At 54.2% G+C, this 16,709-nt stretch carries 16 protein-coding genes; 10 read left to right on the forward strand and 6 right to left on the reverse strand.

Annotated features, from left to right (window positions below):
* Positions 1-257: 257 nt before the first annotated feature.
* Genes K5621_RS16455 through K5621_RS16465 form a run of 3 tightly spaced genes read left to right on the forward strand, consistent with a single transcriptional unit; the run spans position 258 to position 2,879 of the window.
* Positions 258-806, forward strand: a complete 549-nt coding sequence (locus tag K5621_RS16455) for a PH domain-containing protein (protein WP_221049795.1) — start codon at positions 258-260, stop codon at positions 804-806.
* Between the two features lie 5 nt (positions 807-811).
* Entirely contained in the window at positions 812-2,290 is a 1,479-nt protein-coding gene (locus tag K5621_RS16460; protein ID WP_245003191.1) for a PH domain-containing protein, read from the forward strand.
* Between the two features lie 25 nt (positions 2,291-2,315).
* Positions 2,316-2,879 (forward strand): DUF924 family protein, encoded by a 564-nt coding sequence (locus K5621_RS16465; RefSeq protein ID WP_221049797.1) that lies wholly within the window; start codon positions 2,316-2,318, stop codon positions 2,877-2,879.
* Between the two features lie 24 nt (positions 2,880-2,903).
* Here K5621_RS16465 and K5621_RS16470 read toward each other — a convergent pair whose 3' ends face one another.
* A complete protein-coding gene (locus tag K5621_RS16470; protein ID WP_100144851.1) occupies positions 2,904-3,335 on the reverse strand; it encodes a universal stress protein in 432 nt (143 codons plus the stop codon).
* 88 nt (positions 3,336-3,423) lie between these two features.
* Between K5621_RS16470 and K5621_RS16475 the strand changes: the two genes are divergently transcribed.
* Complete coding sequence (locus K5621_RS16475; RefSeq protein WP_221049798.1) at positions 3,424-4,668, forward strand: lysozyme inhibitor LprI family protein; 1,245 nt, start codon at positions 3,424-3,426, stop codon at positions 4,666-4,668.
* 50 nt (positions 4,669-4,718) lie between these two features.
* Here K5621_RS16475 and K5621_RS16480 read toward each other — a convergent pair whose 3' ends face one another.
* Positions 4,719-5,102, reverse strand: a complete 384-nt coding sequence (locus K5621_RS16480) for a SpoIIAA family protein (protein WP_100144848.1) — start codon at positions 5,100-5,102, stop codon at positions 4,719-4,721.
* A 199-nt stretch (positions 5,103-5,301) separates the two neighbouring features.
* Between K5621_RS16480 and K5621_RS16485 the strand changes: the two genes are divergently transcribed.
* Positions 5,302-6,750 (forward strand): coniferyl aldehyde dehydrogenase, encoded by a 1,449-nt coding sequence (locus tag K5621_RS16485; protein ID WP_221049799.1) that lies wholly within the window; start codon positions 5,302-5,304, stop codon positions 6,748-6,750.
* Positions 6,747-7,361, forward strand: coding sequence for a TetR/AcrR family transcriptional regulator (locus K5621_RS16490; protein ID WP_100144844.1), 615 nt, complete (start codon positions 6,747-6,749; stop codon positions 7,359-7,361). Before K5621_RS16485 ends, K5621_RS16490 begins: the two co-directional genes overlap by 4 nt.
* Before the next feature lie 205 nt (positions 7,362-7,566).
* On the opposite strand, the gene K5621_RS16495 is transcribed toward K5621_RS16490, so the two are convergent.
* The 4 genes from K5621_RS16495 to K5621_RS16510 all read right to left on the reverse strand — a co-directional run bounded on the left by K5621_RS16495 (position 7,567) and on the right by K5621_RS16510 (position 10,305).
* A complete protein-coding gene (locus K5621_RS16495; RefSeq protein ID WP_025008874.1) occupies positions 7,567-8,352 on the reverse strand; it encodes a CsgG/HfaB family protein in 786 nt (261 codons plus the stop codon).
* Positions 8,349-8,741, reverse strand: coding sequence for a curli assembly protein CsgF (locus K5621_RS16500; protein ID WP_100144842.1), 393 nt, complete (start codon positions 8,739-8,741; stop codon positions 8,349-8,351). The genes K5621_RS16495 and K5621_RS16500 overlap by 4 nt, the downstream gene beginning before the upstream one ends.
* 12 nt (positions 8,742-8,753) lie before the next feature.
* Complete coding sequence (locus K5621_RS16505; protein ID WP_052248079.1) at positions 8,754-9,128, reverse strand: curli production assembly/transport protein CsgE; 375 nt, start codon at positions 9,126-9,128, stop codon at positions 8,754-8,756.
* Between the two features lie 322 nt (positions 9,129-9,450).
* Positions 9,451-10,305, reverse strand: coding sequence for a cobalamin-binding protein (locus K5621_RS16510; RefSeq protein ID WP_483414563.1), 855 nt, complete (start codon positions 10,303-10,305; stop codon positions 9,451-9,453).
* Between the two features lie 288 nt (positions 10,306-10,593).
* Between K5621_RS16510 and K5621_RS16515 the strand changes: the two genes are divergently transcribed.
* From K5621_RS16515 to K5621_RS16530, 4 genes are all read left to right on the forward strand, one after another.
* Positions 10,594-12,006, forward strand: a complete 1,413-nt coding sequence (locus K5621_RS16515; RefSeq protein ID WP_245003100.1) for a glycerophosphodiester phosphodiesterase — start codon at positions 10,594-10,596, stop codon at positions 12,004-12,006.
* A 10-nt stretch (positions 12,007-12,016) separates the two neighbouring features.
* Positions 12,017-14,368, forward strand: coding sequence for a carboxypeptidase-like regulatory domain-containing protein (locus K5621_RS16520; RefSeq protein ID WP_221049800.1), 2,352 nt, complete (start codon positions 12,017-12,019; stop codon positions 14,366-14,368).
* A gap of 12 nt (positions 14,369-14,380) precedes the next feature.
* Positions 14,381-16,054 carry a hypothetical protein gene (locus K5621_RS16525; RefSeq protein WP_100144837.1) on the forward strand — a complete coding sequence of 558 codons (1,674 nt, stop codon included), beginning with the start codon at positions 14,381-14,383 and terminating at the stop codon, positions 16,052-16,054.
* Positions 16,055-16,128: 74 nt separating this feature from the next.
* The gene (locus K5621_RS16530) at positions 16,129-16,695 is read left to right on the forward strand and encodes an imm11 family protein (RefSeq protein WP_221049801.1); all 567 of its coding nucleotides are present in this window, start codon (positions 16,129-16,131) and stop codon (positions 16,693-16,695) included.
* The last annotated feature ends 14 nt before the right edge of the window (positions 16,696-16,709 follow it).

Here is a 16,709-nt window from a genome sequence, read left to right on the forward strand (position 1 = left end):
AGTATTGGCGCGTTTGGAAAAGATGCGCCGCACGGGCAACAAAGTCTTGCTTCCAAATTACTTGATATCCAGTTGTTAACACAAGCGCAATCGCTACGGATCCGGAACTGCATCAAATCTTTGTCATCCACGCGCCATGCGCAAACAGGTGGAGGTAAAACGCCTGAGAGCGATAGGGCTGATTGTGAGCTAAAACTTTGATAGCGAATGGTATAGACTCTCTCTTGTCGCAGTCAGACCACAAGGATTCAAAGCAGATGGATACCCGCTCGCCGCACTCGCCCCTGCCTCAACAGCAGTGGTTGGGCTTTGACAGCCAGCCCTTGCTCACCTTGTCTCCTCGTTACCGCCAACAACTACTGTGGCAAAACTTGCTGCTGACGGCGCTGGTCATACTGCTGCTGGTGCCTGCTCTGTTGCTCGGCGCCCAACTGAGTGGCTTTGAGCTCATCCCGCCTGTGATGCTGGCACTGCTGCTCTTGGGATTCAAGGCCTGGCTCAATCAAAGACAAGCCGAAGCCATGGCTTATGGTGTTTGTGAATACGGCATATTGCTGCGTGAAGGGCTTTGGTGGCAGAGCCATACCGCCATGCCGGCCAGCAGGCTGCAGCATGTGAGCCTGTCTCAGGGGCCATTACAGCGCCATTTCGGGCTGACAAGTTTGCGCTGCTACAGTGCTGGCAGTTCGGCGGCCGAAGTCAGCCTACCCGGGCTGGATATTGAAGTCGCCGAAGCATTGCGCCAACACCTGTTGTCTTTGGCGGGGAAGGATGGCGGTGAAACCTCGGAGGAGATGCCGAATTGAACCAGGTGCAGCAAGCCGACTGGCAATCACTCTCTCCCTGGGCGATCATCAGCTTCAGTTTCTCCAGCCTGAAGCAGTTCTTCAGCAACGGTTACGCCCTGGTGCCTATTATCTACACCGGCTGGCAACAGGGGTTTGACTCTGTGTGGCTGCCACTGGCGCTGGCATTGACCCTGGTAGTGATTTTTGCCCATGGGCTATTGAGCTGGCGTAAATTCCGTTATCGCTTGATTCCAGGGAAACTCGAGGTCCACAGTGGCGCCCTGTTCAGGCGCAAAGTCGAGCTGCCGATAGACAAAATTCAGAATGTGCGTCTGGAGCAACCGTTTTATTTCAAGCCGTTGCGACTGGGTAATCTACTGGTGGAAACTGCGGGATCCACTGACGATGAGGTCTGCTTAAGCGCCGTCACTCAAACTCAAGCCCAGTCACTAAGATTGCAGCTGATGACTCGGGGTCACACAGACGAAAGCGCCCCCACCTCAGCACCGCCAAACTCCCGCTTACTGGTGAAGAAGTCTCTGCCAGAGTTAGCCCTCTTTGGCCTGTATCAAAATAATTTTGTCTGGTTTGCCGTCATTACAGGCCCAATACTCAGCCAGCTCGAAGGCACTCAACTGATGGAGCTGGGACTGAAACGAGTCTTCGACTGGCATCAGCAACAGGTAAGCGGCAACCCGCTGCTGGAACTGGGGTGTCTATTAGGCCTGCTGCTCCTTGGCTATCTGCTGTTTTCCGTGATCTCAATAGTCGCTGCGCTGCTCAAATATGCTCCCTATCGCCTGATCCAAGAGCAGGAGACATTGCAGCGTAGCGGCGGCCTGCTGTCCCACCAGCAAGACATACTCAAACAGCGCAGAATTCAACTCATCAGCTTGCAGCAGTCGTTGCTGGCCCGCTGGCTGAAACGCTGGACTCTGAGCTTCAAACAGGTAAAAGGCCATGAGGTGGAAGGCGGCAGCAACCATCAAATGTTGGTGCCATCGCTCGGTAGAGGCGAAGTGCGCCGCCTGCTAAAAAGACTCAACCAAAGAAGCAGCAAGGCCGACCGTATTCCCAATCGTTGGCACCCCATTCACCCGAGCTGGTTTTACTATAGGGCGCTGTGGTGCTTAACTCCCGCATCGTTGACATGGGCGTTTTGGGGTCTGACGACAGAAGTTTGGCTACTATTACTGCCAGGAGTAATGGCTGTCCCGGCACTTTATCTGCGCTATCGTCAATGGGGATTTTGGCGGGTTGAAAACGATCTCTGGATCCACAAGGGGCTCCTAGGTCACAGTTGGCAGTTGGTGTCTCTGAGCAAGGTGCAACATCTGCAGCTAATCCAAAGCCGGGGGCAAAAACGCCGAGGCCTTGCCAGTCTCAAGCTGGGGCTGGCCAGCGGTGAACTGACGCTGCCATCCATCCCGCTGGCCAAGGCGCAGGATATCGCAGCGCAAACCCTTGGGCTTATCGCCCATGATCACAGCAACTGGATTTAATCTCAGGTCAATAGAAGGAATTGTCATGTCAGCGCAAATCGTCTCCGAGTACAGGCCACAACAGATAATCCATTTTTGGTTTGAAGAGATAAGTCCCAAGGCCTGGTGGGGCAAGGATCCTGAGTTTGACCAAACAATTGAGCGCCGCTTCGGCGCCTTGCTGAATGCTGCCCGTCAGGGCGAGTTATGGCATTGGCGGCAAACGCCACAAGGACGCCTGGCGGAAATTTTGCTGCTGGATCAGTTCTCGCGCAACATTCACCGTGATACTCCCGATGCCTTCAGTGCCGATCCCATGGCCTTAGCTCTAGCGCAGGAGGCGATCAGCATAGGCGCCGACAAACTACTGCAAGCCCCTATGCTGGCATTCCTCTATATGCCCTTTATGCACAGCGAGTCGGCGCTTATCCATCAAAAAGCCCTGGAACTATTCGCCTCGGAACAGACCAGGGACAACTATGACTTTGAGTTGAGGCACAAGGCGATTATTGACAGGTTTGGCCGCTATCCCCATCGCAATGCCATATTAGGACGACAGTCGACCGCCGAGGAGCTGACCTTTCTCGAGCAACCCGGCTCCTCGTTCTAGTGCTCATGCAAGCGGTACGACTTGCTACTTCACCACCAGCACGGGGCAGCGAGCCTTGTTGGCCACGGCCTCGGCCACATTGGTGCTGAGAAAATGGGCCAGGCCACTGCGACCATGGCTGGCAATCACTATCATGCCAACATCGGCAGACTCGGCTTCATCCAAGATCTCTTCAACCGCGTCACCGCGGCGAATAACAGTTTCAATCTTCAGTGGGCTTTTCAGCTTGGCCAGCAACTCATGCATCTTTTCGGCGGCGGCCTTTTCCATGGTTTGTGCCAGCTCTTCCGGAGTGATGATCAACAACTGATAGTTTTCATCACCTATAGGTTGATCTACCACGTGCAAAATCCGCAGCCCAACATGATAGAGGTTGGCCATTTCAATGGCATATCTCAAGGCGTTGGCGGCCGTATCACTGAAATCAGTGGGCCAGAGGATATCTTTGTTACGCATAGCGACCTCCTTGACACGGCGGGCATCGACTGATGAGATACCTGCCGAACAATATCAACAAGTTATATTGCAAAACTTTAAGCACCCTATGAATACTTTACTCCATTTAGCCACAACCGTAAGCTTATTGGTGATTATTTTTACCCCGGTTTACGCCGAGGATGCCGCCAGTCTGGTAGAAGAAGCCAAGACGCTACAACAAGCCGGACAGAGCCAACAGGCCAAGCCGCTCTTTGAACGAGCCGCGGCCCTTGGCAGCAGCGAAGCCCACTTCATGCTGAGCTACAGTTATTCCTTACCTTTGGCCGAAGACATAGCCCATTTAAGCCAGGCGGCAAAGGCCGGTCACCCCAAGGCATTCTATTACCTGACAGAGCGCCTGTTGACCCGCGGCGGCTCAGCAAATAGTGCCGACCCGCTCAGGCTGGGCGAGGTGTTAAAACAGTATCAAAGTCACCATCCGGACTTTAGCTTTGACTATCAAACCACGCTGGATGCCTGCATCTATGTCGGCAAGCCCGATTTCAACTGGCTTAATGCTCTGAGCGCTCCCTTAGAGGAAGGCTATAGCTATCGTTTGTGGCAACAGGCCGAGAATCTCTCCAAACTGCAAGATGGCAACAATTATGATCGCCAGGTGCTACAGCTCGTCTGTTATGGCGCCGAGGTACCGGCCGAGCTGGATATCGCCGTCAAAGACAGGCTCAAACTCGACCCCGGTGCCAAACAGACCACTGAATTTGATCTCTGCAGCGCGATTACCAGCGGCATGGGAATGGGCTTTTGTGCCTCACGGGAAGAGCAGCGGCTGGAGCAACAACGCCTCGCCAAACAAGAGCGGATCATCCAAAGTATCAAACAACGCCTGGGGCAAGCGCCGCTTAAATTACTTGAGCCGGCCAACAGCGCATTCGAGCTGTGGCTGCAAGCGAAAACCTCAAGGGAGGAAGGCCATGGCGGCAGCGGGCGCAGCGCCTTTATTATCGGCTCCCAGAGCGAGCAGCGGCAAAACTATCTGGCACGTTTGGAAATGCTCAGTAACGAAGAGCAAGTGGTGAGCACTTTTCCTGACTTTGCCAGCGCCGACAAAGAGCTCAACCAGGTGTACCGCGCCTTGATGAAGAAACTGCGCCCGGCGGATGACCCAGAGCTTTATATGTTTGAAGTGACCAAAGAAGACCTTCGCGCGGTGCAGCGGTTGTGGCTTAAATACCGCGACAGCAATGCGCGCCTATTTGCCGCACTTAAAGGCTCCACCACTGAGCAGGAGTGGCAGGCACTCTTGACTCAAGAGCGCAGCGAGCAGCTCAAAACCTTGTTAGAATGGCAATAAAAAACGCCCGCGCCTCCTCACAGGTCGCGGGCATTTCATGGCAAGACGGTTTAGTCTTTCAGCCAGTCGATGGCATCGAGACGGTCGACAAAGAACTTCACATCTAAGGGAGTGAACCAGTCGGCCATCTTGGTCATCCATTCCTGCAAACTGGTATTGCCTATGATGGCAATCTTCTCGAAATGACTCCCATGCTTGATCCCCAACTTGAGATCGTCCCACATGGCTCTGGCTTCCCAACCATCCATTTCGGTGACATCCAGCAGGGCGTAAATATCCGGATCCTTCACACCGGCTATCGCCGACTCCAGCATAGGCACCATATATTCATAGTCTTCGTGGGTCAGTTTTCCCACGGCTTTCATGGTGACAAAGAAATCGTCATCACCATAACGCTCAATTCCGATTGAAATACCATGCATGTTCAAGCTCATCATCAATTCCTTATGTCAACGATTTCAAAAACAAAGCCCCATCTATTCGATTTCAGTCTAGTTGGCGGCCGTAACGCATTCTGTGATCCACATCAAATATAGCCGGGTTATTGCCAACAGACGCAGACTGAACTAACATCAGACCGACTAATCAGTCGGTTATTTTAAAGACAGTCTAACGGCTGCCAAAGGAGGCAAAATGTCGCTTGTTTACCCAGAGCCGCTCACAGTGGAAAATCAGCAACTGCTGCAAAAATTCACCGTGCAGCGCCAGGCTTTCAGTGCCGCCCCCATGCCAAGCCTTGACGAGCGCAAGGCCAAGCTCAAGGCGTTAAAACAAGCCTTGTTGAAACACCAGCAAGCGCTCACGGATGCACTCAGCCGCGACTATGGCCACAGGTCGACCGACGATAGCCTGATCTCCGACATACTGCCGGTCGTTACCCAGATCAACTACAGCCTCAGACATCTCAAAGGCTGGATGAAACCCAGTCGCCGCCATGCCGGATTATTGTTGGCCCCGGCCAGCGTCAGGGTGGAGTATCAGCCCAAAGGAGTGGTGGGCATCATAGTGCCGTGGAACTTCCCTATCATGTTGTCCTTGAGTCCGCTGGCCACAGTCATTGCCGCCGGTAACCGCGCCATGTTGAAGCTGTCTGAATTTACTCCCCACACCAATGCAGCCCTGCGTACCCTGCTGGCCGAAGTCTTCGATGGCTCCGAGGTCTGTGTGATTGAAGGGGAAGCCGAGATTGCCGCCAGTTTCTCCGCCCTGCCCTTCGATCATCTGCTGTTTACCGGCTCGACTCAGGTAGGACGCCATGTAATGCGCGCGGCGGCCGATAATCTCACCCCTGTGACTCTTGAGCTGGGAGGCAAGTCTCCTGTGTTAATCGCCCGGGACATGCCCATGGAGACAGCGGTAGAGCGCCTCATCTATGGCAAGTGCCTCAACGTCGGGCAAATTTGTGTCGCCCCCGACTATATTCTCTGCCCCAGTGGTAAAGAGGCCGAGTTTATTAGCGCCTATCGGCGCCGCTTCCAGCAGTTCTACCCCGACTTTGCCAACACCCCGGACTATGGCCAGATACTCAACGAGCGTCAGGCCGCGAGACTGGTCGCCCTCCTGGAAGATGCCACCGCCAAGGGGGCACAGGTATTTGCCGCCGACCGCGAGCAACCACTCAGCAAACTGCCCAGCGCCGAACTGCGCAAATGGCCCACCTTGCTGCTGACCAAGGTCAGTGATGATATGAAACTGATGCAGGAAGAGATCTTCGGCCCTTTGCTGCCCTTGGTCAGTTATCAAGAGCTGGGGCAGGCACTCGACTATATCAAGGCCCGCCCCAGACCTTTGGCCCTGTATCTGATGAGTTTCGATAAAGAAGTGCAGCAAAAGGTATTGTCCCAAACCCACTCTGGCGGTGTCTGTATCAATGAAACCGTGTTTCATGTGGCCGCCGACGATGCCCCCTTCGGAGGCATAGGCCCGTCCGGCATGGGGCACTACCACGGCCAGGAAGGGTTTCGCACCTTCAGCCACGCCCGCACTGTGCTGTCCCGGGGGCGATTCAATACCGGCAAACTGGTGCATCCTCCCTACGGCAAGGGGATCCAGAAGCTGCTGCTGAAGGTGTTTCTCAGATGAAGCGCAGCAGCGAAGCAACCCGGGCAATAAGCGGCAAACTGGACAAGAAGCAGCAGATCCTGGGCAGCGCCCTGCAACTGTTTGTCGAGCAAGGTTTCTATGCCACCTCGACCGCCAGCATAGCCCGTCACGCTGGTGTCGCCACAGGCACCCTGTTCCATCACTTTAGCAGTAAAGAAATCCTGATGGACCAGCTGTTTCTGGCCATAAAGACAGAGTTTGCCAACGCCATTTCAGCAAGTTTGCCAAAGACGCCGGCAAGCATTACTGAATTACCGCAGCGGGCAGAAATGCTATGGCAGGCAGGGCTCGATTGGGCGCTGGCACAGCCTCTGAAGCTGAGCTTCTTTGTGCAATACGCCATGTCGCCCAGTGTCAGTGAAGCGGTCAGGCAGCAGGCGATGCATGGCATTCTCGGCTTTATCGCTGAGCTGTTGGAGCAGGGCATCAACCAAGGGGTATTGGCTGACCTACCCAGAGAGCTGTTGCTGGAAGCTTGCCACAGCCAGTTCCTGGCGGCGGCGCGCTTCTTCTGCAACCAGCCTCAGAAGGCCACTCAGGAGGCCAGAGACGCCAGCTTTCGCCTGTTCTGGCGCGGTGTGGCAGCCTAGCCATTTGAAGCCAAAGTCCAATGACAGCCGCCAGCCTGCCGCTTGAAATCGGCCTTCTGAAATCAGCTTTCTGAAATGAGCCAGCTGAAATGAACGCCCTGGAGTTAGTCAAACAAAGGGCCCGCAATTGCGGGCCCTTCTTTTTGAAAATCAACAAACTGCGGTTTACCTATCGCTCAAGCTGTTGCTCTCTCGCTCAAGCTGTTTATCCCTGACTCAGGCTGTTGTCGTCGCCCGAAGCCTCGGCGCTCCAGTAACCCATGCGGCTCCCCTTATCGATAAGCTCGGAGACCGCCAGTTCTATCGCCTGCAACACACAAAACTGTACCGGCTCATTGGTGGTAAAGCCCACTTCGGCCTCGGCCAAGCGGTTCAAACTGGTGTAACGGAACAGGCCGGCACGCATCTCCTGAGAGAACACCCGCTTGGTGGTATTGACCGACATCAGCACCTTACCTGTGTGTACATCCACTGCCCTGAGATAAATGGTCACCTGATCTTCCCGGTACAGCTCGGAGGCGCCTATACCGTAGTATTCCACGCCGCTGCCGCCGGTTTCCACGTTGGTTTCATAGCTGATGATCCCGCCTTCCAGAAGCAGCCTGGCATTGGTCAGGGTCGGCACTTCATTATTGCGCCCCTGCTGCTTACCTGAGATCTTGCGCTCGGTCAGCAGGTTCTGCAGCCCTTCCCGCTCCACAGGGGTAAACCACCTGGAATCCAGCAGAGTCTGCACCAGCATGGAAGTGGCCCCCTGAGTCACTGCGGTCGAGAAGGAACTGACATTGGCCTGGGGCTTATATTGCCCGGTCTGATCCCGGAAAGAGTAAACCGCAACCGGGATAGGAAAACGCGGCCCGGGACGCGACTGCAGCGCCTTCATGGTTTCACTCAAGGGATTTACCTGGGCCTCATTGATATTCAAATCAGGCTTGGGAACCAGGCTGCAGCCCCCCAGCAGTAACAGTGGAACCAGTGCCAGCCACCTCATGGATTACCTCCATAGATAGGCATCTCTATCACTGTGACTTCGCCGGAAAGCAGGTTGGTAATAGTCAACATCACGCCGTTACCGGTGGAGGCGACTTCGACCCGGTAGTCCCCCGTGTCATACACACCGTCGGTTATCTCGCCGTCGGCCACACCGCGGGTGATGGAGTTGATAATGTTACGCTCCAGCGACTCCTTGAAGCGGGTAACAAAGTCCTTTTCATTGCCGCTGGGCTGATTGTCATTTTGGGCCTGGGCCTTATTCAGCAGAAACGAACCGTTGAGAGGGTTACCGCCAAAACTGGGGTTGATTGGGGTATAGACCAGTTCGGTGGCCTGCCCCGAAAAAGCCAGCAAGGCGCCGGCCGCGATTAACATCCTGAGTGTCATTGTGCTTGCTTCCTAAATTCCATCCCAATGGGATCCCAATTCCCCTGTCATGGATTGGGCTCTGACCGAGGCGATATAATCTATGGTCAAGAGAATCGCCTGTTCGGCCCGCTCCTTGATGGGACTGGCTCTGCGGCCAAAATGGGTTTGGTAAATACGAGTACCGTTAACCTCCAGTGTCAGCAAGGTGCCGGCCTGAGGGAAAACCGTTTCGTAAAGGGTGACATTGAATCCCTGGGTAAAGGGCAGATCCCGCCAATACCCCGAGTAGTAAAAACCAAAATCCTTGCCAAAGCGGGTCAGGGTTCTGTCTATGACCAGGCCACTGATCTCTATGTCATCCGCCTCGGCTGCGGCCAACGCCGGAGCAGGCGCAAGTGTCAGCATCAGTAAGCACAAGATACAGCGCATGGATAACAAGACAGAGTGCGACATTGTCCCCGAAAATTCCCTTTATTGCCTGAAAAGACCATTCCTTTAACAAGAGCATTACATTAACAGCAGCGCCGGAACCGAGTCACCCGCCAGCGACATATTTACCTGAAAAATAGCTATTTCGGCTGAGTCGAGATCCGTTAAAAACCACCCGAAAGTATGACTCGCTGTTGCGGTAACCACATCCGTTCCAGCAAACCGTTATCCCAATATTTTTGCTGACAATAAAGGTGCCTTTAACCGATAAACATCAGGAAATAACCGAGTCGCGGCATCATGGTTTTGCCTTGGCATTCGCTTCGCGGGCCTGGTCGAGCACCTTGCAGATAGCCTCAACACCTTCCAGCGCCCTTGGGGTCGCCCGGTGCAGGAGATCGGCGTTAAGTGTGTAGATTTGTTCCGTTTTCACCGCAGGGATCTCCTGCCATTGGCTCCAGTCCAACCGCTTGCCATCGCCCTTTTCATCCGTCTTGATGATCACCTCGGGTTGACTGAGAAGCACATTTTCCATGCTTACCTGCGGATAGGGAGAGCTGCTGTCCTTGAAGACGTTGTTGCCATGGCAGACTTCCAACAACTGCTGGATCCAGCTGTCCTGGGCCACTGTCATCAAAGGCTCGGACCAGAGTTGATAGAACACCTTGATCTCCGGCTTGGCGGCATTGTCCCGGCGCAAATTTGCCAATTGTTGCCGGTAGTCGGCAGCCACTTCCCCGGCCTGCTGTCTGTGGCCGGTGAGACGCCCTAGCTGTTCCAGCTCTTCGGCAATACCTTCCAAGGTCTTGGGGTCACTACCGTAAATGCGATACCCAAGCTTGGTCAGCTGTTCGATATCTTCGCTGCGGTTGCCTGTATCCCAGACCACCACCAGATCCGGATTCAGCTCTATCACTCTTTCTATCTGTATGCCGTAGTAGCCGCCTATGCGGGGAATGGCCTTGGCGGCCTCGGGGAAATCGGCATAGTCTGTGGTGGCCACTATCTGTTCACCCGCGCCTATGGCAAACAGCATCTCCACCGCATGGGGAGAGAGCGCCACTATGCGCATGGCCGGCCTGGCACTGACGCTTTTGTTGCCCCCCTTATTGACTGCTTTGTCGGGCGACTTGGCCTGGGCGACAGGGCTCAGAGCCAAACTGCAAAGCAGGCAGAGTATCAGTCGGTTCACCTGGTTTCCTTGGTTATTCACAAAATTGCTTCAAGCATACCTCAAGCAAGTTGCGAGTAAAACGCGCGGCCCAGGTTCTGCGGCCGCAAAAAAGCGCACCATTTGACCAATAAAAAGTCAGCCAATGTTCAGTTTTGAGACGGCACAAGTAAAACTTGTTAAACATTGGCATCACAGGTTGACCGAGAGTAAATAATTAATTTTAATACCCTGTTTTTATATATAGTTACAGAGCACCAAGGAATACAAGTGCGCCTCTTTTTTGTCCTGATATTTTGCTGTTTCGGCCTGCTTGGCGGCTGTAAAAGCACCCCCTCCGCCCCCGAACCTCAGCCCGTGGATCCGCAAAAACTGGCGCTGGAACAAGCCTTCAATGCCCGAGGCTTTACTCTGTCAACACTGGATAACATCAATTATCTGGGTGCCAGGCAGTGCAGCAACCTGGAGCTCCAGGCCCACAGAGGCTCGATACGTTTTCCGGAAAACTCGCTGGAAGCCGTCATAGATGCCCTGGATAACCAGTTTGATGTGGTTGAAATCGACGTGCGCCTGACCCGGGATGATGTCTGGGTCATTCATCACGATGGCCGCACCGGACGCGAAACCGGCACCATAGACAATAAGCGCCGCAAGATAGAGTCGATTCGCTATGAGAAAGAGTGGGGCTATCTTCGCCAGCGGGACATGCAAACCGGCGCCCTCACAGATACGGTACCGCCCAACTTTCGCCAACTGGCGCAGGTGTTCAGTCGCTATGCCCATAGCGGACAGAAGCTGAATATTGAGATCAAGAGTCGTGCCGGCAGCCGGGATCTGGAGATGCTCGACTATCTGGCCTTCAGTATCATAGGCCAGGGGCGCTACTTCTACAGCAGTCTGGAGCTGGAAAACCTCAAAAAAATGAGGCAGATAAACGACGCTGTTTTCCTGTCCTTTATCCAGAGCCCCGCCAAGGCCTCGATGAACAAACTGGCGGCCGATATGAAACGCGGCGCAGGTCAAGATCCCATTTTTTTGCGTAATCAATCCATGCTGGAGGATATTCAGGGTTACGCCAACCGCCGCTACCGGGAAAAACGTTATGACTCCTCGGCCGGACTCAATAAGCTGAGAAAGGCGCTCAAGTCCAACTTCGGTATCGCCGTGGACATACGCCACTATCGGCGAAACGCCCAAGGCTTCAAATCATTGGCCCATAACCGCGGCATTCCTGTGGCCAGCTATACCATCAATGGCCATGATTACCACGAACAGAGCCTGCTGGGACTCAAGCGCAGTCAACTGCCCGACTCTGTGATTATCGACGACAGTCTCTATGGCTTTTGCAGCCGCTTCGCCCTGCCGCCCATGCTGCCTTATCAAGGCAGTACTGAGCTGACCCGCAAGCTGGCCACGCTGCCCAAGGATCTGGATCTTTCCAAACTCTCTTTGCTGGAAACCTACTGGCCCAACGGCCTGTATCCGGCGGTGGATGGCAAACTGAAGTCCTTCAAGACAGGCGCTGTGGCCAATAAAGGCAAGGCGTCCCAGTCCGAGGCTGGCGGCGGCTTTGTTCCTGTGATCATGAAAACCCAGGCCGGCCCCAGAGAAAACCAGACCCAAGTAGACCTCACCGCCGATGACGCAGTGAAAATCGAGCTGCGCCGCAGCGAGCAGCAGTGAGGAACCAAGGATGAAAAAACTATCCTGGCGGGTATTTTTCCTGCTGCTGAGCGCTGCCTATCTGATCCCTGAGGCCATCTTCAACGCCCAACTGGTTTCTTTGGTGGGCTTGGGCACCCCCAAGCCCGAGCAACTCGAACACCTGGAGATATACGGCCGCACCATTTCCGGGATAGGTGTGACCCTGCTGCTGGCCGATCTCTTGCCGGCACGGCTGTTCAAAACCGGCCTGAGAGGCAGCCTGACCCTGTTGCTGCTCACCTTGTGTGTCTGGCCCAGCGTGTTTTTCGGCCAAAAATACCTGATAGAGCAATGGCTGATTGAACCCTCTACCCCGGAGCAGCGTCAATACGCGGCCTACAGCGCGGCGCTGCGTGATGCCCTGGCGGTTAATGCGGTCGAAGTCGAAGGTCTCAACTACGACCCCAAAGAGCTGCACAGCTCTGAAAACCTGACCTTTCTGGCCCTATTCGGCGGCCTGGCCTATGCCGACCACAACCTCACCGACAACCTGGATGATTACAAACAGAAGATCATTCACAACTTCGTGCAAAAGCGGGCCTATCGCGACTTTGACCAGCACTATCACGACTTTGGTCAACTCTATGATGAGCTGTCGGCCAGCTATCGCAGTTATGCCGAAGGCTCCAACCGCTACAACCAGACCCTGGCGGGGATCCCTGAGCGGGAGATGGGTTACTGGCAGAACATAGAGCAAGAGGTCAATCAGGGCTGGGGCAAGTATCAACAGGCGCAAAAGGCCCATGTGGCCAAGGCCGGTGCCAGGGCCCAGGAATACGGCCCCAAGATCTTCGCCTACCATGAAGACACCAACCGCTGCCAGGAACGCTACAAGAAGTCGTCCCAGAAAGAACGTCGCTATCAATGTATAGAACGGGAAAACGCCCGCTACAAGACAATGATCTCCAAGGCGGGGCTCGGCTACATAGATCCCAACTACTGGTTGATAGTCGAAGACATCAGCACAGGCGAAAACCTGCTGTCCAGCGCCCTGTTCGGGGTGATGACAGCCGGTGTCGGCACCGCCATGCAGGCGCTGAGTCTGGCTACAGGTGGCGATGGCGGTCTCAAGGACAAACGCTATAAGTACACAGACGATCCGGATCACTACCAGCGTCTGTTCTTGGCCCATCCCAAGTTCCAGGCGATGTTTGAAAAGGAAACCGGCTATCCGTTCAACATAGCGTCACTGGCCGACTTCAGGGTGCATCCTGTGACTCAGGTGAAACTGCGCCGGGCCCTCAAGGCCAAGGGGCTGAAACTGCCTGACAGCTGGCATATCAGCAATCGTCCGCTGTTTAGTCAAAGCGTGGCCAAGACGGTTAAGGCCGAAGCCGATGCCCGCTGGCAGAGCGAGATGCGTAAACGCGGTTTGGACTTGCCCATCAACTTAAGTTGGAACGCCTTCCAGTTGCATCCGCAGATCCAAAGCAAGATAGCCGCACGCATGGGCGATCTCTATGTGCCTAACGTCCGCGCCGACTGGAACCAGGCCAACTTCAAACGCCATGTGCTGGATCCCAACATCCAGAAGCGTACCCAGAGTTACCTGCAGATGCTGGCCGAGTCGGAACGTGAATTTGCCGATGGCGGACGCTATGCCGAGCAAGGCAAGCAGGCGCTGCGTTCTGTGATTATTCCGCCCATCTCCATGTCACTCAGCCTGTTTTTGATCTGCATGACCTTCATCAAACTGCCGCTGAAGACGCTGCAGCTGTTCCGCCCCGGCACGAGTCAAGCAAGTGGCAGCGAAGACAGTACCGGCATAGATGAGAATGCCAATGAAAGTGCCAAGTCCGGCAAACGCCGCTGGCTGGCATTGACCGCCAAGTTGTTGCCGCCCCTGTTGCTGCTGACCTTGCCGGTGCTTTTGGTGCAAAACCGCTACACCCAGGATGATACCAGCCCGGTGAACTACTTCCTCACCAAGGTGGAACAGTCCGGCAATATCGGCTTTGCCTATGCCCTGCGCTGGACACTGCACGCCCAGCCGCTACTGCATCCTTTGGGGCTGAGCTTTGAGCAACACACGGGTATCTATCAGGCCTTCTCGCCACTGGCGCATTCACTGGCCAAGATAGACTTGCTGCACAAGAGCACTCCAACACCACTCAAGGCCAGCGAGCTGGCACCGACCGAGACACGCCTCAAGGTCAAAACCAATGCGAACAACGCAAATATCAGGATCATGAATATCGGCCCCAAGTATCACCCGGGGATCCGGCTTAAACCGGGCAACTACGATGTGCAGGTAAGCGCCCCCGGTTATCAGACCTACCGCAAATGGCACAGCCTGAATGGCGGCGAACAAACACTGACAATCCGTCTTTTACCCAATTGACAAGGAAACTGAATGCACCACTGCAATCAACCCATTTATGCCAAGGAAAACTTCTGCGGTCACTGCGGAGAGTCCCTGCCTGAGCAGCCCAAGCTGAAGAACATTGAGGATGTCGCCCCTGAGATCCTAAAAGATCTCAAACCCCACTATTCCGGCGCCAGAACCTTCACCGGCCGGGTCAACTCCAGCTTCCTCTACAAGCGGCGCCGGGTAGACAGTGGCAATAACCTCACCTACAGCTACTGGTGGCTTGAGCTGGAAGACAAGGACGGCAACATAGAGCGGGTCAGTGTCAACGCCGAGAACAAGTTCTACGACCAACTTCGCCGCGGCGATGTGCTGACCTTGTTTTATCCGACAGACTACACCCTGAATTACCGCATCGAAGGTAAAGACGCCAAACGCCTGGTCAGCCATAACCATATGGCTCCGGCAGCCATCAGTCATGAAGCCGACGGTCAACGCTCCACCATAGTGCCCGACTATGAGCCGGGTAGCCAATCCAGCGCCTTCTGGTGGCTGCTGCTGGGGATTGCCAGCGCCTTGTTGCTGTACTTTGGTGCCAAGCAACCCACAGAAATCGCTATCGGGGTAGCCGTGGTTCTGTCTGTGGTGTGTTTCATTCTGGAGCGTCAGCGCAACCAGAAGAAACACACCAGGGAACTGCGCCGCTACGAGGCGCTGCAACTGGCGATGAAACGCCTGTTGTCTGTCACCCAAGAAGCGTTGGGCTACCATATCGCCCAGCGGCCGAGAAAAGACTCGGATATTTTCTGCTTCAAATGCCAGAGTCGCATCGATGGCGAGCACGGCTACTGTGTTCAGTGCGGCAGCTCGCAGCAGCAGGCACCGGCAACGGCCGCCAACAGCCTCAGTGTCCGCGATGAGGAAGAGGCCATGATGCGGCAATACAGCCTGAGTTACCGTGAGCCCTATCTGCACAAGCATGTCTTGGCAGGCGATGAAAAGGGTGAAGTCAGCGTTTCCTGTATCATGGGCAAAGTGCTCGACAGAAGTGCCAGCGCCAGTGTCGATGACTTCACGGTCACCACCACTAAAACCACCACCACAGACCATTATGTGGGTAACAGATTCTCCCACAGCACCACAGACACTGAAACCAGCAGCCATCGCAGCCGCAGCTCCAACGTTGATGGCGAAGTCTTGCTGCAACTGGCCGATGGTGAAGTGCGGGAGATGCGCTTCGGCGAAGATCTGTTGGGGGATCTGGATGTGGGCGATTGGATGATTTACGCCAGCTCAAGGGCCAAATTGGGCGTTGATGACTATAACCGTGAGTACGCCTATAACCTGACCAAGAGCAAACGTTATAACAACACATCTTTCCAGCAATACGGCAAGCTCAACGGCGCAGGCACCTGGATCTTGTTGGCGATTGCCGCCTTGATCTTCAACTTCTGGGGCCCGGATCATATCTGGTATCCGCTGTTCGATATGCTCTACTTCCCGCTGCTGGATCCCATCTACAGCACCTCATTTTTCAGACACAACCTGACCCTGGTGGTGTTTATCATGGTCAGTGCAGTACTCCTGGTTTGGACCCTACTGTATGGTCGGCGTAACCAAGAGCGTAAACGTAAACTGCTGTCACGCCTGACCGACCATATCGACGGTTTTACTCGCGCCATCCCAGAATTGAAGGAAAAGCTTAAACGTATGGGCTAAAGCCGGTTTATACTCCCCAAGCCACCTCACGAGGTGGCTTTTTTTGCCCCAGAGAAAAATATAGAGAATTGAGAATGCAAGTAGCCTATATAAACGAAGACATTAATGAAGGGGAATCACTATTTAGTGCGGTCGATATTCGCTCGTCACTTTATGATGACAATGACTTTATCCCAACAAGTTGTCTGAATGAGATTGTATGGCAGGACACTGACATCCTCGATATTGAAGCGCTGGACTTAATCAGAGGGGGCGCTTTTAATGTTACCAAGGAGATAGCCGAATTAATCATGAGCTTTGACCCTTACGGGGTTGAAGTCTATCCCTCCAAGTTAACCTGCGCCGGCTCAGGGGTTTTAACCGATCGTTATATCCTGGCAGTAGACAACTTGGTGGATGCCGTCGATACCGAAAACAGCATCAAAATAACCAACGCTACCAGCCGGTTTTTCTTATCAGCTGAAAAAATCAACAAACTCCCCGAAAGTAAGAGGCACGTATTCAAACCGATAGGAATGACGAAAACATTCTTCTCTATTGAATTACTTGAAGCCCTCATACGCCTGGACGAGGAAGGAAAGATAAACACCAGCATTGTGGCATTCTCATTTGATACATCTGAAGAGACACCTAGAATATAAGCCTTTAAAACGGA

Origin of the sequence: Shewanella carassii (assembly GCF_019670705.1) — a bacterium.
Lineage (GTDB): Bacteria > Pseudomonadota > Gammaproteobacteria > Enterobacterales > Shewanellaceae > Shewanella > Shewanella carassii.